We start from the raw sequence: 22,230 nt of genomic DNA, 5'->3' as shown, positions 1-22,230 counted from the left end.
GTCACGCTAGAGTAGGCTAGAAAAGATATTGACAGGGCTGACCCAAACCTATGGATCGATCGAAAGTTGTTGCCATTATCACAGGCGTATTGTCCCTGCTGCTAGCGGTAGGATACCTCTTACTGGTACAAATTTTAGACTTTCGCGGCGAGATGATTCCAGCGCCGCAACCTGATCGAGTTGGCTACCAGCGATCGCCGATTCAAATTCAAGCTGTCTGGGCGGAAAAAGTGGCTATTTCACCGCGCCCCGGTTCGCGGTTCGTCTAAACTGTCTTTGAGTGGCGCAACCACTTTGGCGATCGCCTCTTGCACAAAAGCCCTAATAAAAGCTTCACGGCGATTAAGCTGGAACTGTCGCTGCACCACTTCGCCCATGCCACCATCCCCCCAGTCCTGGTTTTGGCGAAAATATTCAATAAAGCTTTTGCCAGCAATGCGGGTTAGATAGGCTGCACTCGCCCCTTGAATCGCCCGACTCGCTAGCGCCGTGGCAATGTTTACCTGCAGGCCGACTGAAAGTAGCTGCATGGCTCCTTTGACAATGCCTAAGCTGGTGAGGGTTTTAGCTAACGATAACGCCAGCACTTTGCCCTCGGCCAGCGTAACGTCGCAGCCATAAATTCTGCCTAGCTCTACTACCATTTGAGCATTGACAGCCGCCGTTGCCAGCAGATCAATCCCCGGTAGCGGCATGGCGGCAATCACCCCCGCTCCTAACCACTGATAGCGATCGACAACTGCCTCGGCTTGCGTTTGCCGCTGTTGTTCAATGAGCTGACGGGCTTCATCGCTGAGCCGCTGAGCCTGGAGCAAAATATTATCAGCCATGAGATTGGCACCTTCCGCCTGTAGCAGCGCGGCTAAGCGCTGTAGCAACGGCCAAATTTCAGGTTCCGGCTGCCAGAGGCTACCGTCTTCTAGACGAAAAGATTGGGGATTGGCTGCGATCGCAATCAAATCTTCCGAGGCGACAATGCCCTGTAGCCGATGGCGCAGTCGAGCTAGAATCTGGGCTAAGTCGGCGGCGGCATAGCGATCGATTTTATTGAAAACCAGCAACAGGCGTTTGCCAATTTCAGCCAGCGATCGCAGTAGCTCAAACTCAGACTGGCGCAAATCATCATCAATTACAAACAGCAGCAAATCCGCTTCAGCGGCCAGTTGTTTGGCTTGCTGCTCTCGCTCAGTGCCTACTACGCCTACCTCCAGCAGGCCAGGGGTATCGGTTAACCATACCTGCCACTCACTCTCTGGGATCGTCCACTGATAAGTAGCCCCAACGGGGGTTGTGCCCATGGGTGCCCCTACTGAGCCGGCTATTTCGCCCAGCAGAGCATTGACCAGCGAAGTTTTACCCGCTGAGCCAGTGCCAAAGACAACCAGGCGAAAGTCTCCCTGAGCCAGCGCGGCTGAGATAACCTGCGATCGCTCTAAGATGGCTTGTCTAGCAACTTCGTCTTGAATTTGAGCCACCTGTTGCTGCACGGCTTTGAGAGAAACACCCACCGCTTCTGCTTTGGTGCGGGGGGCGGGGGCAGCTAAGCGCGATCGCCGCGCCGGACGCAAAAATAAATAGCCGTAGTAAATCAGCCCACCTAGAGCCAGCAATAACAGCAGCAGCAAAATGCCCAGCACCCAATTGGCGAGTAGCGGTGACCATAACGCTATCCCGCCATAAAGCCGAGAAAAGCTCTCTACTAGCCAGAGCAGCATCCCCAAAACCAGGATGACGCTAACAATAATTAGAGCAAAACGAAGACTGCGCATTAGTTTTAATATCTAACACAAAAGCCGCAGCGACGCTGCGGCTTCATCAAACGCTGAAATTTCGTCATCGAATGGGGCCCTCAACTGAGTTAGCATCCCACAGGTTCAGACAATCAGCTGACAACTAGCCGTTGTGCTAGTTTTAGTGATTAAGGTAGGGGATTTCTAGAGAAGTTTGAATTCCGGCTATTTTCACGAGGCTTGGCTTTATTAACCCGCAGCTCTCGTCCTAACCATTCAGCTCCATCAAGTTCAGAAATAGCCAAGTCTTCTTTTGACTCGTCCGCCATTTCAACGAACGCAAAACCTCGCTTCCGACCAGTTTCTCGATCTACGGGTAAGCTAATACGAACCACTTCACCATACTCGGTGAAGACATCCCTTAAGTCATCTTCACTTGCTTGAAAAGATAAGTTTCCAATATAAATTGTCATGATCCTCTCCAAACTGAGCATCGACCTGAAGACATCCGGAGAGAACTTTGAGCAATGCTAAAACAGTCACTTGCAAACATCCATCTACCGAACCTTCGCTGCCATCATATCCGATCTATTGCGGCTGTGCAGTAGCTAAAGATCACATCTAACCTCAGTAGCTTGACAATCTGCTAATTTTACAAATGCTGCTTTTTTTTCATTTCAGCATTTCCCAATCGGCTGCGATCGCCCGTCTCACTAGCAAGATATGACAGTTGCTATGCTGCGCAATTTCAACTGGAATATTGCCTTTTAAGACATGACTTAGCAGTCCTTCACGACTGGCTCCTAATAAGATGGCATCGCTTTTGTAAGTTTGAGCCAGTTGAATAATAGCCGTCGCAATAAAATCATGTTGGACGGTTACCGTTTCGACAGAAGCGCGTAGCTGAATTTTGAGCTTACGAGCAATTTGGCTGAGTTGAGGTAGCAAATAGCGCGATCGCCCTGCTTGAGGGGTTGAAATATGACAGAGGCATACTTGCGGTTTTCCTAATTCAGCTAAAGCGGGTAATAGCTGTAGGGCTTTTTGAGCATTTGGCCCCCCGGCCAAAGGCAGCAGCCACCGATTAAACTGCGGTGATACCCCTGGCCGAAAGACAACCACATGACAGGGGGCTTGGCGCACAATTGTATCGACGACCGTACCTAAAATGCGCCCTGGGGTGTTGGTGCGGCGCTGCCACTCCATCAAAATCAAATCGATATGGCGATCTTTGATAATTTCTAACAGCGTATGGGGTACTTCGTGGGCGACCCGGATTTGCGTGTGCAGCGGCAGATGGTAGCGATCGCTGACTTGCTTGGCTAACAGCAGGAGTCGATGGCTTGCCGTTAAATCGACAGCTACTGCCGCTGGCGACAAACTGCGCTGCACCAAAATAACATGCACACACTCCAGTTCGTAGTGGTACTGACGCGCCATTGAAGCGGCTAGTTCTAAAAGCTGAGGCACCGCTTGAGAATCGATTAGCGGTACCAGCAGCCGCCCGCTACCGACTGCTGGCGATCGCGTTTGGTAGGCTAAATAGGACGGTTCTGACTGGGGGCCGGGTTCTGTTTCTTTGCCACTGACTTGATCAGACTCCGCCCGAATGATGTCGCCGCGCGTAATAATGCCAACCAGTTTCAGTTCGTCTACCACAGGAAGCCGACTGACTTTGAGGCGATTGAGCAAGTGCAGCACATGGGTTAAAGACGCCTCTGGATTGACTGTAACCGGATCGGGCGTCATGATGTCTGCCAAACGCAGCGAAGTATCTAAACTATTGCCTACTTTGCTCAAATCAGTTTGCGTCACAATTCCGACTAAACGCCCCCGGTGAGTAACCGGAAAGCCGCGATGATGCGATCGCGAAAATGCCTGCATTACCTCAGCTAAGGGCAGATGGCTAGAGAGGGTTTCTACCCGTTGCTGCATCAGATCCGCAGCTTTTAAATTGGCCCAGGGGTTACTGTCAGAAGGCGCTTGCTCTAGCCGAATGCCCTGACTTTCTAGCAGACGGGTATAAATAGAGCCGGAATCTACCTGATCAGAAATCAAATAGGCGATCGCTGCGCCAATCATCAGCGGCAACACCAGATTAAAGTCGGTGGTGATTTCAAACACAATGACAATCGCAGTAATAGGCACCCGCGTTACCGCGCTAAAAAAAGCGCCCATCCCCGTCAGCGCATAAGTTGTGGTGCTGGCAAGTTCACTAAAGCCAGCGAGAGACTGTAAAGTTTGCGCCAGAAAGCTGATTAAACACCCCAGCGCCGACCCCAACACCAAGGCAGGGGCAAAGATACCACCTGCTGCCCCAGAACCATAGGCCAGCAGCGTTAGGCAAAATTTGGCAACAAACGCGATCGCAATTAGTTGCCAGGTCGCCGATCCGGTCACTAAAAACTCCCGTAGCCCGGTGTTGTCTTCAGCCGCGACTGGCAACAGCAAACCTACCAGCCCCGTTGCCAGCCCCGCCAAGCCCACTCGCCAAGCCAACGACACCCCCCGCAACTGTCGATAAAAGCTCAGGCTCAAAAAAATGCCCCGACGAAACAAAGCCCCCAATAAACCAGACAACAGCCCCAACAACACTAGAAACGGTAAATCTTGCAGCGTCAAGGACACTTGAAACGTAGACATACTGAGGTTAAGCCCCTGTCCCCCCAGCAGCCGCGAAACCACAGCCCCAATAAACGAAGCCAGAATAGCGGTGCCCAGCGTTAGATCGGAAAAATCTTGCAGCAGTTCTTCTACTACAAACAAAATGCCAGCAATGGGTGCATTGAACCCAGCGGCTAACCCAGCCGCCGCCCCAGCCGCAATGAGCTGTTGACGATACTCTGGCGAAGTTGGGATCCAACGACTAAACTGAGCTGCCAAAGCAGCCCCAATCTGAACGGTGGGCCCTTGCCGCCCCAAAGAAAGCCCCGAACCCAAGGCCAACACTGTACTGAGCAATTTAACAACCGCCACACGCAGGTTCAGGGGAATGCTCACATATCCCAAGACCGCCTTCACCTGAGGAATCCCGCTGCCTGTTGCTTCCGGCGCTAGCCAGGTAATCAACCAACCCGCCAGCCAACCGCCAGCTAATCCCATACTGGGCAACAGATACCAGGCTTGCTCAATCTGCGCCGTTCGCCAGTCGGTTAGCCAGCTAATTCCCTGCTTGAGAAAAACAGCCGCTAGTCCCGATACCAGCCCAATTATGCAGGCTTCCGCAATGGCAATCCGCTTTGGCCCCAGCAAACGTCGGATTCCTTTGGCAAACAGCATGATTGAGAGAAAACTACTTTTGGCGCGACTCAGCGAAGCCTGGACACTATCGACCTGTGGTTGAAAGCCCTTCAACAATTAAAGAAGGAGTATAGCAAGCGCCATTCCAGTCTCCATCTCCCCCCAGGGCAACCAGGTTGTTTAAGGCGTTGTAAACATTACCAGCTACCATCGTGTCTTTGACTCGGCCCAGCACCGTTCCTTGGCCGACACAGTAACCCAATTCTACATTGATGGAAAACTCGCCTGAAATTCCGGCTCCCCCGCCCAAAATCTGATCGACGATAATGCCTTGATCTAACGTTTGAATCAGCGCCGATAGCGGCTTTTTGCCCGGTTTAATCAAGGTGTTAAATAGGCTGGGGGTGGGATAGCTCCCCAGGCCAGGGCGAAAGCCATTACCCGTTGATCCACCCCCCAATTTACGGCCAATCGTGCGATCGGTATAGAACAACCGCAAAACGCCGTCTTCAATAAAGGTCAGTGGCTGCGTAGGTAGCCCTTCATCATCGAAGGGGCAGCTAAAAGGCCCTTTTTCAGGGTGCTGGGTCAGCGTTAAGGCCGAAGAGGTCACCTGCTCGCCTAAGCGATCGCTCCAGGGAGACGATCGCTCGATTACCCGCTTGCCACTCAGCGCCGCTTGCACCGTTCCCCAAAGCATGTCTGCCGCTTTAGCTGTAAACAAAACGGGAACGCGTCCTGACGGTGCCGTCACATTGCGTTTGGCCCAGTCTAACCTTTGCAAAATTTGCTTGACCAGTTGTTCAGGATCCAAGCGATCGCGACAAATTTGGCCATCCCCAACGCTCAAGAAATCGTCGCCGCGAATCCACTCTGCCGCTAGATAGCAACTAAGGGTGGTATCGCTATAGCCATAATCGACGCCTTGAGAATTCACCAGACGCGTCATTTCCAGATCGCACTCTAGCTCAGCTTCACAAATCACATCGGGGTAGGCTTGCCGTACCCGCTCAATTGCCTCTTGTCCCCACTCCAGCAGTTGATCGATCGATACAGCTTGGCCAAGATCAGGATAGAACAAGCGGGAACCCGAAGTTAGCTCAATCGCTTCTGGTTCGTTAAGCTGACTTAGCGCGATCGCGCGATCGACCAGCACCTGAGGTTCGATAGCCCCATACGCAACGGCTAATCCTGGACGTCCCTTGTACCAGAGCCGTAAGGCCGTTCCTTCGATTTCACTGCTCTCTAGCTGCTTCAGCCGATTGGCTTCAAAAAAAACGGGCCGCGAATAGGAGCGAGACTGAAAAACTTCAGCAGCCTCAGCTCCACAACCAATTGCAATTTCTAAAAGCTGCTCAGGTAACTGTTCCTGAGAACTGCCAAACCCCATGCGTCTAGTGCGTCTCTGTATGGAACTAAGACTTGGAAAATTAAGACTCTTCCCACTATCTTCCGGGATCGAGTACATTTACGCCAGCTTTCAAAACCCGGTTTTGCGGCTGAGCCAAAATTTTCTAGAGCAATAGCGCTTGTAAGCCCGCATCACCGCGAATCGGATCAAAGCTAGGATCTGTCTTGGCCATAACCCGGTAAAGATTGGGGCTTAAATCAATCGCTTCGCGTAGATTTTCGACAGACTGAACCGCATCCCCTTGCAGCGCATAGGTAATCGCTCGCCCATACCAGGCATTGGGGTTCGGCGTCCGATACTGGAGGGCTTTGTCAAAACTGAGCAACGCTTCTTCGTAACGCTGCATTTTGTTGAGCACCAAACCGCGATAGTTCCAGGCGTAATAACAGTCTTGCTTAAGGGTAACTGTGGTTTCTAAGCTGTGAACCGCTTCTGGGTAGCGACGCAAAGCAGCTAGGGCTAAGGCTCGGTTGTACCAAGCGCGGTGACTTTCGGGCTTGAGATCAAGGGCGCGATCGAAACTGCTAATCGCCTCTCGGTAACGGTTTAGCCGAATCAGAGCATTGCCGTGGTTGTACCAGGCTTTGGCATCCTCCGGATCAAACCTGAGCGCCTGATTAAAACTGTCTAGGGCGGCTTCATAATCACCTAGCTTTGCCTGAGCGACGCCTAAGCCGTGCCAAGCCAGTGAATTTTTAGGCTGAATTTGCAGCGCAGATTGAAAGCTCTCGATCGCCAGACTATAGGCTTTGAGTTCTTGCAGGGCATAGCCTCGACGCAGCCACGCTTCCCAGTTGCGTGGATCTTCGCTGAGAACTTTATCAAATTTAGCAATGGCCGCCTCGTAGCAACCCACATCATACAGAGCGTTGCCTTGACCGTACCAGGTTGCCGAATCTAAGTTTTGACTATCGGAGGAGATATACACCGGGTAACTGTTGCCACAGATACTTAAGGTTTCTGAGTCGCTGTTTACGTACTCTCTCAGGGTTTAGCGTACCCAAATACTACGCATAAGCAATAAGAACCCTATGCTTGAGAGCACTGATTATCGCTTAACCTAGAGAGTGAGATCTCGTTAATATCTAGCAATTTTATCTATGACCAGTGATTCGGCAGCGTATCGGGTTGAAAAAGATTCAATGGGGGAACGTCAAATTCCCGCCAGCGCCTATTACGGCATTCAAACCCTGCGAGCTGTCGAAAATTTTCCTATCAGCGGCTTGCGACCTTTAGCAACCTATGTAGATGCCTGCGTCCTGGTTAAAAAAGCTACTGCGATCGCCAATCGAGAACTGGGATGCCTACCTGAGGATATTAGTCATGCAATCGTTAAAGCTGCTGACGAAATTTTGGCAGGTCGGTTCCGCGATCAGTTTGTCGTAGATGTTTACCAGGCTGGGGCAGGCACGTCTCATCACATGAACGTCAATGAGGTGCTGGCTAATCGTGCTTTAGAAATTTTGGGTGCTAGCAAGGGTGATTATAGCCGTATCAGCCCTAATGACCACGTCAATTATGGTCAGTCAACCAATGACGTTATTCCTACTGCTATTCGGATTGGTGGTCTGCTGGCGTTAGAGCGCAGTCTTTATCCAGCTTTATCGAACGCGATCGCCGCCCTTGATAACCAGGCAGAAACCTTCAAAACAGTCGTGCGCTCGGGTCGGACTCACTTGCAAGACGCCGTCCCCGTTCGCTTAGGGGAAAACTTCAGAGCTTGGGCGCAGATCTTATCAGAACACCTGATCCGGATTGAAACTGCTTCTGGCGATCTCACCCTACTAGGCTTAGGAGGTAGCGCCGCCGGAACCGGACTCAACACCCATCCAGACTACCGCCATCGGGTGGCGCAAATTCTGGCAGCCTTAATCGACCAACCCCTGCGTTCGGCACCCCACTTAATGGCGGCGATGCAAAGTATGGCTCCTTTTGTTGCTGTTTCTGGGGCGCTGCGCAATTTAGCCCAAGACTGTGTCAAACTCTCTCATGACCTGCGGCTGCTAGATTCTGGCCCCAAAACTGGGTTTAAAGAAATTCAGCTTCCGCCTGTGCAACCTGGATCTTCGATTATGCCAGGAAAGTACAACCCGGTGATGGCTGAAATGACCTCTATGGTTTGCTTTCAGGTAATGGGTTACGACAGCGCTATTGCCCTGGCGGCTCAAGCGGGTCAGCTCGAACTCAACGTGATGATGCCGCTGATTGCTTACAATCTCATCCATAGTATTGAGATTTTGGGCAATACGCTGGCAGCACTGACGCAGCGCTGCCTAAAGGGCATTCAGGCCAATCGCGATCGCTGCTATGACTATGCCGAAGGCAGCCTAGCACTGGTTACTGCCCTCAATCCGCACATTGGCTATTTGAAGGCCGCCGCGATCGCCAAAGAATCGCTGGAAACTGGCAAATCCCTGCGGCAAATTGTGACTGAGCAGGGTTTGATGGATCCAGAAGCACTGGCTCAAGTCTTAGACTTGGAAAAAATGAGCCAGATGCCAGACGGCCACTAAAACAGCGGCAGAGAGGCGTTCAGCGGAACAGCCTAAACACAACAGCGGGCGTTTGGTGCTTCAGCCGCTCTCTGGGCAAACCCACCAGCGACTTAACCAACCGTATCGAGCAGCAGCACGCCAGAAAAGGTAGGAACCGTTGAGCCATTGGCCATTCACTCCCCTGCAAGGCAAAATGGACTGCCCAATCAGCCCTACCCCAAAAGATGATCGATTCAATAGATTGCTACCAAACGAATCACCATGACTAGCTACCAACCGACCCAAGCTGCTGACTACAACATGGAAGAAGAAGCCTGGTGGGTGCAGCAGTGGGTAGACTTGCTCAATTCTTACCGCTTCAAAAAGCGGCTGGAGCGGGGTCGCCGCTACGCCAGAGAAGGCCACATTTTAAGCCTCGACTTTGCCGGAGCCAAGGTTTCTGCCAAAGTACAGGGAACCGCCCCAGAACCTTACGATCTCTCCATCTGGATTGATCCCTTTACTGAAGAAGATTGGAACTACGTAGTCGATACCCTGGCGGAAAAAGCTATTTTCTCGGCTCAGTTGTTAGCGGGAGAAATGCCGCTTAACATTGAAGCAGTCTTTACGGCTAACGGGCTTAATCTCTTTCCTTTCTCGCTGTCAGACGTTCATTCTCGCTGTAGCTGTCCTGATCCCAAAAATCCGTGTAAGCATATTGCCGCTGTTTATTACCAGCTAGGGGATTTCTTTCGGGAAGATCCTTTTGTCATTTTTCAGCTCCGTGGACGAACCAAAGCCCAAATTTTGGAAGCTCTGCGGCAACGGCGGCGGCAAACAGCGACAGAGGTTTCTGCCGAAACTCCTGCCCACGACGATAGGCAAAAAATGGCGGTTCCTGACGCCCAACCCCTTGAGCTTGATCAGTTTTGGCAGTACAACCAGCCGCTGGATCCTTCAATGGTGGTGATTACCCCCGCAGAAAGCACCGTTTTAGAGAACTTAGGAACCATTCCACTGCCAGCGGGTGAAGCTCAAGCGGTTATGGCTTATCTGCGGGGCGTTTATCAGAGCGTGGCTCAACAGGCGATGATGAAGGCATTGAGCTAATAGACTGGGCTAATGACGCTTAGGCAGTGCGGCTCATGGCCAAAAGCCGACGCAACCCTAACCAGCCAATAACGGTGTAGCCGATGGCTAACAGTAGGCTACTGGTGGCGACTCTAAAGCCAGATTTTAGCGCTTCCCGGCGAATTTGCTGCTCTGCTTCTTGGCGACGGCTACCAATTTGAGTTTGCGCTTGTTGTCTAGCCTGACCCAGCTGCTGTTCTAAGAAATCGTCTAGAGCTGCGGGATCGTTGCGGAACTGCTCGACAAAGGCGAGTTGCTCTTGAGTGAGTTGGCCTTGTTCAACCGCCTGCTGTAGCTGATCTTCATTTTGCAAGAGCGAGCCAAGTTGAGTTCGCTGCTGGTCAAATCGCTGCTCTATCTGGCTGGTGACTTGCCCGACTTCAGTATCGACTCGCTCTAGCGCCTGCCTGCTGGTAAGACGCACGTTGTTAGGGTGCAGTACCGTCAGGACGACAAAGAGTAGCCCTAGAAAGCTTGATAGCAAACAGACCCAGAATCGAGCGTCTACTAGCAAGCTGCGGCTACGGCTAAGCACACCGACGTTGCTGTCGATCCAGGCACCTGTCAAAACCAAAGCAATACCCACCAGCGGAACAATGCCGCGATCGACGAGTTGGGTCGTCGTTGCTAGCTGCCATTGGGCATCTAGAAAGTTGGGCGGAATAATTAGAATTAAAAAATCAATTAACGCTGCAATGATGGTGATTGCACCGACAAGCTTCAAGGAAATTGCAGCCAGTGGGGATGCCACGGCTTTACCCGTTGTGTTTGCAGAACTCATAAAAAACTCGCAAAATGCCTCAGTAGACTATTCTGCCGTGTGATTTGTAAAAAACTGCACATTTTTTGATAAAAATATCCAGCCGCAGCAGGCAATGTTGGGTATATGCCCTTCACCGTCGTCAGGCAGTTGCGGGTTGACCCCACCAAAAACCCGTTTAGATGCAGGAATGCCTAAAGTATAAACGCTCTTGGGTTCGGTTCTGGTGGTTTAGGCAGATGTTGGCAAGGGTGTTGGTCGGGGTGGTTTTTCATCGGCTAGCGATAGGGGTTGCTGAGTTCACAATTCGACAGATTGAGGATTAACAGCCATAGTAAAAGCTGAAACCGTTCAGTGTGCAGTTAGCCCCCGATAGATGCAATGCAGCCAACTATAGAAGTTTTGCCCGATAAGGCTCAGTTGATTGAGCGATCGCAGGCTCTTATTGTCGAAAAGATTCAAAATGCGATCGCTCAGCAAGGTCGCTGTACGCTCGCCCTAGCAGGCGGCAGCACGCCCAAACCTATTTATGCGGCGATCGCTCAGCAAAGTTTGCCGTGGGAGCAGCTATTTATTTTTTGGGGCGATGAACGCTACGTTCCTAGCGACCACCCCGATAGCAACGAGGGCATGGCTCGGTCGGTTTGGCTAGACCAAGTACCGATTCCGGCTGAAAATATTTTTCCTATGCCAACGGGCGCGGCTAGTCCTAGCGCCGCCGCTGAAAGCTACGAACAAACGCTAAAAGCCTTTTTTCAAGTTTCCGGTAGTGAGATCCCCCGTCTTGATATGGTGCTGCTGGGGTTAGGGGATGATGCTCATACGGCTTCTCTGTTTCCCCAGACCGAGGCGCTGCAGGTACGCGATCGCTGGGTTACAGTCGGTAATAAATCAGGTGAGCCACGACTGACCCTCACCGTACCGCTGATTAACCAGGCCAATTCAGTCATCTTTATTGTCTCAGGGGCTAACAAACAAACTGCCCTAGCCCATGTTTTTGCTGCTGAAGCAGAAGACAGCGCTTATCCGGCTCGACTCATTCAACCCCACGGAGAGTTATGGTGGTTGTTAGATACTGCTGCTGGCGCTAATTTAAGTCTTCTTACGGGTTAACCATTGTTTTTGCATTCGTTGATAGAACCGAGGAGTATTAAAATTTCCAGTAGGGTTTAATCAACTCTTGCTACTTAATTGATTTCCCCTGGTTGCAGCTGAAGGAAATAACCCATGATTGTCTGTCCGAACTGCAGTCACCAAAACCCTGATGGGGCGGTTCAGTGTGAGGCTTGCTATACTCCCTTACCGAGTATGATGGCTTGTCCGAGCTGCGGCGCTACTGTTCAATCTGATGCTAGCTTTTGTGGTCAGTGTGGCTTTGACTTGAGAGCCGCCACATCGCCAGCGTCAGCTCAAGCCAGTCCTGACCCGGTTGAGATTCCTCAGCTCGATCCCCCCGATCCGCTGATTTCGCTGGATCCTATTACCGTTGATCCCTCCGCTACCGCTAACGTTACCGCTGCGGCCACGGTCGAAGCGGCCGAGCCGTCTAGCCCACCTGACGGGGCTGCAATTGCTAATGCCGCCAGTCCAAGCAGCGAAAAGTCTACTCGCCTACAGGTTTCGCAAACTCGGCTGCTGCATATTCAAACCGATACAGCGCTTGAACTGCCGCCGACGCTTTCGTTAATTCGGATTGGTAAGCCCAACGATCGGGTGCCGCCTGATATTGATGTTTCTGGATTCCCCGATTCAGAAATTGTTTCTCGCGTTCATGCAAACATTCGCGTCGAAGGAGACATCTACTATATTGAGGATGTAGGCAGCTCCAACGGTACCTACGTCAATAACATGCCCCTACCCTATGGCAATCGACATCGGCTGCGTCCAGGCGATCGCATTGCTTTAGGAAAAGGCGATAAGGTATCCTTCATTTTCCAAGCTTCATAGTTTGCCGTAGCCCGATTACCATTCGCTGATATCCCTAATTCGATGCTTGAGTAATGTGATTACGCTGTCTTTACTACACCCTCTCAATAAAAATCCCTTACAGCACTGGACTTTTGAAAAAGAATCAGTGGTTCGAATTGGTCGCTCTACGGATAACGACGTGATTCTCTATAGTGCTGTGGTTTCGCGTCATCACGTTGAGCTAAGGCGCACTGATAAAGGCTGGGAAATTACCAGCTTGGGAACTAACGGTACTTACTTAGAAGGTAAGCGCATTACCCAGGTGCCCGTTGAAGATGGGATTGTCATTCGCTTGGCTCGTTCTGGCCCTAATATTCAGATTCGGGTCGGGGCTGACGGCCATGAAGTGATTAAGTCTAATTTGTTCAATCGAGCCGCATCGCCCCCAGCCGCCGAGCAGGTGCCGCCTGCAACCCATCCCAGTGAAGATACGCTGGGCAAGCCTGGAAAACTTGCCGATGAGAGCGCTTCCTCCTCTAGCGTGGTTTCTGGTTTACCTTATTCGGCTAAAAATTATCCCTCACGTTCATAAACATCCACTATGGCCAGGGGCGACCAGATCTATGCAATGCGGCAACTGATGGGGCTGGCTGGGGTTTATGAACATCACGGCATTGACTGCGGTGACGGGACGGTGATTCATTACCGCAAATTGCAAGAAGCGGTGATCAGCCGCACCGACTACCGGGCGTTTGCTCAGGGTACGGCTGTCTTTACCCGGCATCAGCCTGTGGCGTTTATTCCAGATGTGGTTATTGAGCGGGCTGAAAGTCGGCTGGGTGAGCGCCGCTACGACCTTTTGACCAATAACTGTGAGCATTTTGCGACCTGGTGCAAAACCGGACGTAGCGAAAGTGCTCAACTGACCAACTTTGGCTGGCATCTCGATCGCTTTAAGACGCCTGAACTGCGGCAAACGATCAATCAAGTGGCTCAAGGCAACGCCTCTAAAACTTCTTTAGAACTGATCCAGTCGGCTTTAGGCAATATTGCGATCGCCCAACAAACCATTGCGCCTCAGTCTCAGCAAGCCCAGCGTGAGATCGAAACCTGGCACCGGGTTGCTCAACTAGCGGTTAAACAAGGTCGAGACGATTTAGCCAGAGCGGCCTTGCACCGCAAAGTTGCGGCTAAACGGCAGCAGGCTGATCTGCAATCGCAGCTTGATCAGCTACTCGACTTGCAGACGACGTTACAAAATAATCAGCAGTTAACTCAGTCATAGCTGAATTCAAAAAAATTAAACAGGCTGAAGGATGCGCCGCCGGAGGACGTTAGGATAAAGGCAACTGAGCTGGATGGAAGCTCTTTATGCTAAGACAGGCGAATTCTCAACTGCGTCGCTACGCGATCGCCGCAGGCTCAGTCTTAATCGGTTTGCTCCTGAGCTATGGGCTTAGTCAGTTAGCGACGTTTGATCGTCCTTTTTTGTTGTTTTTAGCCGCCATCCTGGTGAGTAGCTGGTATGGCGATCGCCAGACTGGTTTGCTGAGCCTCGGCTTAACGCTGGGCTTAAGTGGGCTGCAAATTTGGTGGCCTTTGAGCTGGCTCATTTTTCCGCCCTTAGCTAGCCTGTCAACTGCTGTTTTTGTGTTAGAAGGGGTCGCGGGTAGTCACCTGATCCATTCCCTCAAACACCAAGCTGATCAGGCTCAGCAAAAACTCAGAGTTAGCCAAGGAGAATATAACCGCTTTTTAGACATTGCCAACGAAGGTGTTTGGGCGATCGATCGCCACCAAAAAACAACTTACGTTAATCAGCGGATGGCCGAAATGCTGGGCTACCCGGTGAAAGAAATGCTTGGTCGTCCCATTGCTGACTTTATGGATGCGGCTGGCCGCGCCGCTGCTCAACCGCACCTGATTAACCGCCAGCAAGGGTTGCGCGAACAGTATGATTTTCGCTGGGTTCGGCAAGATGGATCGGATTTGTGGAGCTTGATGTCGGCTAGCCCAATTATGAGCGCAACGGGGCAGTTTGAAGGGGCGATCGCCATGGTGACCGATATCAGCGATCGCAAACAGATCGAAACCGAGCTAAAAGAAAGCGAAGCCAGCTTTCGGCGGGCAGTGGTGAATGCGCCCTTTCCGATTATGATTCACGCTGAAGATGGCGAAATTTTGCAAATTAGCAACGCCTTAACCGAAATTACTGGCTACACGTTTGCAGACCTTCCTACCATTCAGCATTGGGTACAGCTAGCCTATCGCGATCGCAGTCAGCAAGTTCGGCTCGATATCAGCAAACTTTTTGGGCTAGCGCAGCGCGTTGATGAAGGCGAATACAAAGTTCAGATTAAAAACGGTGAGTTTCGCATTTGGGAGTTTAGTTCAGCGCCGCTGAATCGCCTAGCAGATGGTCGGCGCGTCGTTATTTCAATGGCTTCTGACGTGACTGAGCGCAAACAGGCCGAAACGGCGCTAACCAAACGCTTAAAACAACAAGCCGCGATCGCCCAGCTTAGCCAGCAAGCCCTGATCAAATCCGACCTAGACAACCTGTTTGATCAAACCACTCAGTTGCTGGCTCAGAGCCTAGAAATAGACTTTGTCAAAGTTTCAGAATTGCTGCCAGAGGGCGATCGCTTACGGTTACGGGCAGGGGTGGGCTGGCGGGCGGGCTTGATCGGCCAAGCTACCCTTAGCGCCAATCGCAACTCTCAAGCAGGCTACACCCTAAGCGTAAAACAGCCTGTCGTCGTTCAAGACCTCCGCCACGAAACCCGCTTTACGGGATCTGACCTGCTGATCAATCACCACGTTATTAGCGGCATCAGCGTCCTGATTGAAGGGGTTGCGCATCGACCTTTTGGCGTTTTGGGCGTCCACACTACTCAGCCTCGCACCTTTACCCAAGACGACATCAACTTTGTTCAAACCGTAGCCAATGTGCTGGCTAGTGCCTTAGAACGACACCACAACGAAAAGAAAATTCAGCAGCTCAACGTCAGCCTAGAAGAGCGCGTCTCGCTACGCACCCAACAGCTAGAAGAACTCAACCAAGAACTGCAAGCCTTTACCTACAGCGTGTCTCATGATCTACGCGCTCCCCTAAGAGCCATGCAAGGATTTTCTCAGGCTCTATTAGAAGATAACCACGAGCAGCTCGACAGCTTAGGGAAAGAATACGTCACCCGCATTGAGCAGGCCGCCGCCTCTCTAGATCAATTAATTCAAGATTTACTGACCTACAGCCGTTTAGGCCGCACTGATATTTGTCTGCAACCGATTGACTTGAATCAAATTGTAGAAGAGGTGACCCAACTGTTAGCGGCAGACCTGCAAACCACCCAAACCCATCTGGTGCTTAAAAAGCCGTTTCCGTCAGTTCTTGGCAGCTACCGCATTTTGGTGCAGGTTTTGGCTAACCTGCTGAGTAATGCCATTAAGTTTGTAGCCCCCGACGTTAACCCAGTTGTTCAGGTTTGGGGAGAATCCTACGGCGATCGCTGCCGACTTTGGATCTCAGACAATGGCATTGGCATTGCCTTGCAGCACCAGACCCGAATCTTTAGCCCCTTTGAGCGACTGCATGGGGTCGAAAGTTATCCCGGTACAGGTATTGGCTTAGCGATCGTCAAGCGGGGAGTAGAGCGGCTTCAAGGTCAGGTTGGGCTGGAGTCTCAGCTAGGGCAGGGCAGTCGCTTTTGGCTGGAGCTACCCCTAGCTCACTGAAAATTTCTCTAGCTGATATGATTAAAACAATCAGCAAAGAGCCTCACTGAGGAGGCAAGGGGACTAAGGTTATTTGAGTGACTGGCTTACTCCCATAGCTGTGATAGCTCAAGGCAGAAGTCTAAAACCAGAAGGCAGAATGGCAAATTTTCTGCTAGCGGCTTTCTGCAATTGCAGGGTCTCAACGCTAGGGGCTACAGCCCTATCTAACCCTAAATTGAGGGTTCAGTTTTCCCAGTCTAGATCAGCCCTAGCCGACGATTGATGTTTGGCGTTGACCAACTGTCAAAGTTGCTAAGCTAAATTACGCTAAAGCTTGTCAGCAAATTTTTTAGATAGGCTAGAGGCGCTTCAATCAGCTACAAAAATTAAAGCCATTTAGTCAGCTAACTAATTCCCCCATCCAGCAGTAATGACTATAGAAAAATACGACATCCTGTTAATTGAGGATGATGCAAATGACATTTTTCTGATCAAAAGAGCCTTTCGACTGGCTAACCTCAACAATGCTATTTATACCGCCAAAGATGGAGATGCCGCTGTTCAGTATCTTAGAGGAGAAAACGCCTATGCTGACAGATTGCAGTATCCAATACCGGGTTTGGTGATTTTAGATTTAAAGCTGCCTAAACGCTCAGGTTTAGAAGTTTTAGCCTGGATGCGGCAGCAGCCCGTGATTAAACGTATTCCGGTTGTGGTATTGACGTCTTCTAATCAGCATGTAGATGTTGATCAAGCTTACGAGGCGGGGGTCAACTCTTACCTGGTCAAACCTGTCGCTTTTGATGCGCTGATTTCAATGGTTAGCGCTATTAATGATTATTGGATCAGATTTAATAAGTATCCCTCTATTGAGGTGGCTTAGTGTGAAGCCACTAGACTCTACGTTTGCCTACTTTAGGATGCAATTTTATTGATGAAACCGCTATGTCGAATTTTATTAGTAGATGATAATCCGAACGATCGCTTACTGGTTAAACGAGAACTAAAGCGAGAATTTGTAGACTTAGAAATTAACGAAATTATTGATCAGGCTGGACTTAAGCAAGCCTTACAAACCTATCCGTTTGACCTGGTAATTACTGATTATCAGCTCCAGTGGATGACCGGGCTAGAGGTGCTCAAAGCTGTGAAGGCAGCTAATGCTAACTGCCCGGTGATTATGTTTACCAATACAGGCACGCAAGAAACCGCTGTAGCCGCCATGAAAGCGGGTTTAGATGACTATGTCGTCAAGTCGCCGCAGCATTTTGTTCGCCTTTCGGCTTCTGTACGACTGGTGTGGGAGCAGATGCAAACCCGGTTGCGAGCGACCGCGCTAGAAACGCGATTACAGTCGTTGCTTAATCGTTTAAACGTCGGATTATTTGAGCTAGACAGGCAAGGTCATCTGCTTGAGGTAAATCAGGCTTTGCTGACGCTTTTGGGGCTTAGCTCTGCTGAAGCGGCTCAGCAAGGCATTCATCATCAGCTACAGCCACGGCTTGATATCGCGGCGGCCTTGCCCCAAAAGCGAGAAGTGCAAATTCAAACCCAGGGGGCTGACCTCAAATGGCTACGGGTGCGCGAAACGCGATCGCCTGACAAAGGTGAAGCCATCATTGAAGGACTCGTCGAAGATATTACCGCCCAAAAGCAGGCCGAACTAGCCTTACAGCAACTTAACCAGCGTTTAGAAAGCCAGGTTACCGAACGAACCAATCAGCTTAAAGCCACCAATCAAGAATTAGAGCTATTTGCCTACTCGGTTTCGCATGATCTGCGATCGCCTATTCGCCAAATTAACGGCTTTGCCAGACTGCTAAGCGACCATTTGCAAAACGTTTTACACGAAGACGAAACCGCCCAGCATTATTTGGAGGTGATTTCGAGTCTGTCGGTCGAAACGGGCGAAATGATAGAAGATTTGCTGGCTTTTTCGCGTACGGGCAAAGTCAAGCTGGAATTTAGCCCGGTAGATACCAATCAGCTAGTCGGTGCAATTATTGAGCGCCTGAAAACCGAAACGGGCGATCGCTCCATTCGCTGGGTGGTGCAGCCTCTGCCAATCGTGTGGGCAGATGCTAATTTGCTGCGTACCGTCTTTCAAAACCTGATTGAAAATGCCGTCAAGTTTACCCGGCTAGAGGCCATCGCCGAAATTACGATTGGGGCTGAGGAGCCAGCTGAAGAAACTATTTTTTGGGTCAAAGACAACGGCATCGGTTTGGATATGAGCTATAGCGATCGCCTGTTTGGGATTTTTCAGCGCGGTCATAGCCAGAGCGAATTTGAAGGCACAGGCATTGGTTTAGCCAACGTTAGACGGATTATTCATCGCCACGGTGGCCGCGTTTGGTTTGAAGGCGTTATCAATGCTGGGGCGACTTTTTACTTTGCCCTGCCTCGGTCTGAAGATAGGGCTGACTTCGAGTAACTTTGCAGCAGCAACCCATCGTTAGTTTGGCGAAATCTATCTCAGCGATGCAGCTATTGGTGGATGCATTTTAAGCAGCCTGCCCACATACTTCTTCATGAAAGAGAAAAAATACACACACTGATTGGGTCGCCTTGCTGACCCAACTCACAGATTTGACAATGCTGCAGGTTTTAGTACTAGAAGACGACGTCCGAGATCTAGAGCTAATGCAACAAATGCTCAATAGTGAAGAGTTACGCTGCCAGTTTGTCAATGTCGTCACCCAAGCCGACTTTGTGCAAGCGCTGCAAACTCAAACATTTGAGCTAATTTTGGCAGACTATGCCTTACCCGGTTTTGACGGTTTAGCGGCGCTTACCATCGCCAAACAAACTCACCCCTTTGTTCCCTTTATCTTGGTTTCGGGTGTGTTAGGGGAAGAACAAGCGATCGAAGCCCTGCAAAAAGGGGCTACCGACTACGTCCTCAAGCAACGACTAGATCGGCTGCTCCCGGCCACCCGTCGCGCCTTACGAGAAACCGAAAATAGGGCTGAACGTTTACGGGCGGAACAAGCTTTGCGAGAAAGCGAAGAACGGTTTCGCACTTCTGTGGAAACCATGGTGGATTGCTTTGGTATTTATTTAACTCAGCGCAACCCCAATCGCCAGGTGACAGACTTTCAGATTGAGTACGTCAACCAGGCAGCTTGTCAGTATCTCAAAACGCATTTAGAGCAGTTGATCAATCAACCCCTGAAGCAAGCCATGCCCTTTGTGCATGAGACACCTTTGTTTGCAGATTTGTGCCAGGTGCTAGAAACGGGGCAAGCGCTCAATCAAGAGTATTTGCTGTCATCAGTGGAGGAGGCAACTCCGGTGGCGATTGACGTGCGGGCGGCTAAACTGCGCGATGGTCTGGTAGTCACCTGGCGCGATGTCAGCGAACGCAAGCAAACCGAGGCCGAACGGGAACAGCTTATTTACCGAGAACAGTCTGCCCGCGCCGAAGCCGAAGCCGCTAATCGCCTCAAAGATGAGTTTATTGCTACGCTCTCCCACGAATTGCGAACGCCTCTCAACGCTATTCAAGGCTGGGTGCAACTGCTTTCTATGCGCCGTTTAGATGACAACACGTTTGAGCGCGGGCTAGAAACAATTCAGCGCAATACGCGATCGCTCTCTCAGCTTGTCGAAGATATCTTAGACGTCTCGCGCATTGTCCGCGACCAAATGCAGCTCAACTTGACGTTGTTGAAGACAGCTGATCTGGTCGCCGTCATTCGAGCGACAGTAGAAACGGTGCAGCCCCAAGCCAGCGAGAAAAAAATTCAGCTCAAAACTGACTTTGCCCCTTTTGAAGGGGCGATCTTAGGCGATTCCGATCGCTTGCAGCAAGTGTTGCTTAATTTGCTGTCGAACGCGATCAAATTTACCCCAGAAGACGGGCAGGTACAGATTAGCTTGCATCCAGGGGGCGATCGCGTGCAAATTCGCGTCACTGACACTGGTCAGGGGATTGCCCCAGACGTTTTGCCGCATATTTTTGAACGGTTTCGGCAGGCTGATAGCTCAACCACGCGATCGCAGCGGGGGTTAGGGCTGGGGTTGGCGATTGTACATTACATTACGGAAGCGCACGACGGCCATGTCAGCGCGGCGAGTGCAGGGTTGGGCAAAGGGGCAACCTTTACGGTAGAAATACCGACAATTCAAATTGAAGGACAGCTAGAGCCAACGCCAGAAATCAGATCTTCGCTGCTAGCCAAACCCCCCAAACCTTATGAACTTAACCATCTCAAAATTTTAGTCGTTGAAGATGTCGCCGATACCCGCAAGCTTTACAAAGCTATCTTGCAGCAATATGGCGCTAATGTTCAAACCGTCGCCAACGCCGAAGAGGGGTTAAAAGCTTTTACAGCTAACCCGCCCCAGGTTTTAATTAGCGACATCAGTATGCCTGGAGAAGATGGTTATTCGTTAATTGGCAAAGTTCGAGAGCTAGAAGCTCATAATGATCACAAAACGCCTGCGATCGCGCTAACTGCCCACAGCAGAGCCGTAGACCAAAGCCAGATTCTAGCAGCCGGGTTTCAGGCTCATCTAGCCAAACCCATCGATGTTCAGCAGCTAATTCGCCTGATTCAATCGCTGGTTCAGCCTCGCTCTTTAGAGGGTGTTTGAAAAGTCAAGGGTTGTGATTTTAGGCACTCATCGATCCCCCTTAGCCACCCTTAAAAAGGGGGAGATTTGGCTCGGAAGTCCCCCTTAAAAAGGGGGATTTAGGGGGATCTAAACCGTTTTGCTACGCAGCAGATATCTTTTCAAACATCCTTTTAGATCGCCTCAGCCAAGGGTTGTGATTTTAGGCACTCATCGATCCCCCCTAGCCACCCTTAAAAAGGGGGGAATTGGCTTGGAAGTCTCTCTTTTTAAGGGGGATTTAGGGGGATCTAAACATGTTCTCTCTAGGGTTTGGCAATGATAGCGGTAGTCGCTAGGGTTGAACAAACCCCTTCTATTGCTTCTGAAAGGAGCATTTCTACTCTGCGAATTCTATTCATCTGTCTGTAATATGGCTTCGCTACCAGACTTGAGATAAATTTAAGACGAAAGGATACTTAAGGTGCTAGCGGCCTTATGAAACTAACAACGGCTGAACTGGCTCATATTCAAACCCAACTACAAGCTTATGCCCCAGCGCAACGGGGGGTAAACAGGCTAATTGAGCATCAGGGGCAGCTTGAGGCGGCGCTAGATGATCTGCTGGTGGAGACTTATGGCGCTCCGGCTGAGTTTGGTAAGCCGTCGCTGTGGCAGGTAACGCGGGATGTGCTGCGGCAGGAGTTGTGCAGTGATGAGGGCTTTCGCGGGCGTATTCGGGCCTATGTGGAAAAGCCGCAGCAGGCTACTTTTTTGACGGGGGCGATTATTTACCTGGTGGAGCAGGTGGCGCTGCCGTTTACGCTTAGTCCGTCGCTGGCGGCGCTGATTGTGCTGTATGTGTCTAAGGTGGGGCTGGATATTTTTTGCCGCTATACGGAGCCAGCGCCGCCGGAAGCTTAGTAGAAGGTTCTAGCTTGGCTAAGACTCGGCCAGTGTTTCAAAAAGCTGCTTTAGCTGGTTTGGGGGGGTGCTGAGGATTTGGGCAGCGGCGGTGAGCAGGGCTGGATCTTGCGTGGTTTGGTGAAAACGGGCAAGATTGCGCAATGAAATGCCCAACCCGTGTTCATCGTTGAATTCAACCGTGATGCTTAAGTCTTCTAGAAAGTAGGCTTTGGCATTCTCAACATCGTTTGTCTCTTGAGCAACCTTGCCAAGCTGATAGTAAGTGCTAGCCTGACTATAGCGATCGCCAAACTCGATATAGATGTCTAAGGCCTGTTGCAAGTACTGCTGCGCCTGAGGGTAGTTTCGCTGCTCCTGGGCCACGATGCCCATCTG

Annotated in this window: 19 protein-coding genes; 12 read left to right on the top strand and 7 right to left on the bottom strand. The window is 50.9% G+C overall.

Annotation, left to right across the window (positions count from 1 at the left end; translation table 11 throughout):
• Positions 1–50 precede the first annotated feature (50 nt).
• Positions 51–269, top strand: a complete 219-nt coding sequence (locus tag ACTS3T_RS02390) for a hypothetical protein (RefSeq protein ID WP_377964625.1) — start codon at positions 51–53, stop codon at positions 267–269.
• On the opposite strand, the gene ACTS3T_RS02385 is transcribed toward ACTS3T_RS02390, so the two are convergent.
• From ACTS3T_RS02385 to ACTS3T_RS02365, 5 genes are all read right to left on the bottom strand, one after another.
• The gene (locus ACTS3T_RS02385; protein WP_377964627.1) at positions 240–1,769 is read right to left on the bottom strand and encodes a YcjF family protein; all 1,530 of its coding nucleotides are present in this window, start codon (positions 1,767–1,769) and stop codon (positions 240–242) included. The two genes, ACTS3T_RS02390 and ACTS3T_RS02385, sit on opposite strands and share 30 nt — an antisense overlap.
• A 149-nt stretch (positions 1,770–1,918) precedes the next feature.
• Positions 1,919–2,203: an RNA recognition motif domain-containing protein gene (locus ACTS3T_RS02380; RefSeq protein ID WP_377964628.1), complete on the bottom strand. Its 285-nt coding sequence runs from the start codon at positions 2,201–2,203 to the stop codon at positions 1,919–1,921.
• Positions 2,204–2,402: 199 nt separating this feature from the next.
• Positions 2,403–5,009: a chloride channel protein gene (locus ACTS3T_RS02375; protein ID WP_377964659.1), complete on the bottom strand. Its 2,607-nt coding sequence runs from the start codon at positions 5,007–5,009 to the stop codon at positions 2,403–2,405.
• A gap of 46 nt (positions 5,010–5,055) precedes the next feature.
• Positions 5,056–6,360, bottom strand: a complete 1,305-nt coding sequence (locus ACTS3T_RS02370) for a TldD/PmbA family protein (RefSeq protein WP_377964630.1) — start codon at positions 6,358–6,360, stop codon at positions 5,056–5,058.
• Positions 6,361–6,484: 124 nt separating this feature from the next.
• A complete protein-coding gene (locus ACTS3T_RS02365) occupies positions 6,485–7,309 on the bottom strand; it encodes a tetratricopeptide repeat protein (protein WP_377964632.1) in 825 nt (274 codons plus the stop codon).
• A 172-nt stretch (positions 7,310–7,481) separates the two neighbouring features.
• On the opposite strand from ACTS3T_RS02365, the gene ACTS3T_RS02360 reads away from it, so the two are divergent.
• Both ACTS3T_RS02360 and ACTS3T_RS02355 read left to right on the top strand, forming a co-directional pair.
• Positions 7,482–8,894 (top strand): aspartate ammonia-lyase, encoded by a 1,413-nt coding sequence (locus tag ACTS3T_RS02360; RefSeq protein ID WP_377964634.1) that lies wholly within the window; start codon positions 7,482–7,484, stop codon positions 8,892–8,894.
• 243 nt (positions 8,895–9,137) lie between these two features.
• Complete coding sequence (locus ACTS3T_RS02355) at positions 9,138–9,965, top strand: SWIM zinc finger family protein (protein WP_377964636.1); 828 nt, start codon at positions 9,138–9,140, stop codon at positions 9,963–9,965.
• A gap of 19 nt (positions 9,966–9,984) precedes the next feature.
• Here ACTS3T_RS02355 and hpsJ-B read toward each other — a convergent pair whose 3' ends face one another.
• Positions 9,985–10,767 carry a hormogonium polysaccharide biosynthesis protein HpsJ gene (hpsJ-B, locus tag ACTS3T_RS02350; RefSeq protein WP_377964638.1) on the bottom strand — a complete coding sequence of 261 codons (783 nt, stop codon included), beginning with the start codon at positions 10,765–10,767 and terminating at the stop codon, positions 9,985–9,987.
• 360 nt (positions 10,768–11,127) lie between these two features.
• Here hpsJ-B and pgl point away from each other — a divergent pair, with 360 nt between their 5' ends.
• The 9 genes from pgl to ACTS3T_RS02305 all read left to right on the top strand — a co-directional run bounded on the left by pgl (position 11,128) and on the right by ACTS3T_RS02305 (position 21,852).
• Complete coding sequence (gene pgl / locus ACTS3T_RS02345) at positions 11,128–11,859, top strand: 6-phosphogluconolactonase (protein WP_377964640.1); 732 nt, start codon at positions 11,128–11,130, stop codon at positions 11,857–11,859.
• A gap of 114 nt (positions 11,860–11,973) precedes the next feature.
• Positions 11,974–12,693, top strand: a complete 720-nt coding sequence (locus tag ACTS3T_RS02340; protein ID WP_377964642.1) for an FHA domain-containing protein — start codon at positions 11,974–11,976, stop codon at positions 12,691–12,693.
• Between the two features lie 55 nt (positions 12,694–12,748).
• Positions 12,749–13,246: an FHA domain-containing protein gene (locus ACTS3T_RS02335; protein ID WP_377964661.1), complete on the top strand. Its 498-nt coding sequence runs from the start codon at positions 12,749–12,751 to the stop codon at positions 13,244–13,246.
• 9 nt (positions 13,247–13,255) lie between these two features.
• Positions 13,256–13,939, top strand: a complete 684-nt coding sequence (locus ACTS3T_RS02330; RefSeq protein WP_377964644.1) for a lecithin retinol acyltransferase family protein — start codon at positions 13,256–13,258, stop codon at positions 13,937–13,939.
• 86 nt (positions 13,940–14,025) lie between these two features.
• Entirely contained in the window at positions 14,026–16,389 is a 2,364-nt protein-coding gene (locus tag ACTS3T_RS02325) for a PAS domain S-box protein (protein WP_377964646.1), read from the top strand.
• 412 nt (positions 16,390–16,801) lie between these two features.
• The gene (locus tag ACTS3T_RS02320; RefSeq protein ID WP_377964648.1) at positions 16,802–17,254 is read left to right on the top strand and encodes a response regulator; all 453 of its coding nucleotides are present in this window, start codon (positions 16,802–16,804) and stop codon (positions 17,252–17,254) included.
• 51 nt (positions 17,255–17,305) lie between these two features.
• The gene (locus ACTS3T_RS02315) at positions 17,306–18,805 is read left to right on the top strand and encodes an ATP-binding protein (RefSeq protein ID WP_377964650.1); all 1,500 of its coding nucleotides are present in this window, start codon (positions 17,306–17,308) and stop codon (positions 18,803–18,805) included.
• A 161-nt stretch (positions 18,806–18,966) separates the two neighbouring features.
• A complete protein-coding gene (locus ACTS3T_RS02310) occupies positions 18,967–20,970 on the top strand; it encodes a response regulator (RefSeq protein ID WP_377964652.1) in 2,004 nt (667 codons plus the stop codon).
• Positions 20,971–21,426: 456 nt separating this feature from the next.
• On the top strand, positions 21,427–21,852 hold the full coding sequence (locus ACTS3T_RS02305) for a hypothetical protein (protein WP_377964654.1): 426 nt from the start codon (positions 21,427–21,429) through the stop codon (positions 21,850–21,852).
• Positions 21,853–21,870: 18 nt separating this feature from the next.
• Here ACTS3T_RS02305 and ACTS3T_RS02300 read toward each other — a convergent pair.
• Positions 21,871–22,230: tetratricopeptide repeat protein (locus tag ACTS3T_RS02300; protein ID WP_462934718.1), on the bottom strand; the 360-nt coding region annotated here is incomplete at its 5' end.

The sequence above is a fragment of the Almyronema sp. genome, from assembly GCF_052168255.1.
GTDB classification, from domain to species: Bacteria; Cyanobacteriota; Cyanobacteriia; order Phormidesmidales; family Phormidesmidaceae; genus Sphaerothrix; species Sphaerothrix epifaneia.
Note: the sequence above shows the minus strand (reverse complement) of the source record. Positions and strands in the feature narration are given on the sequence as shown.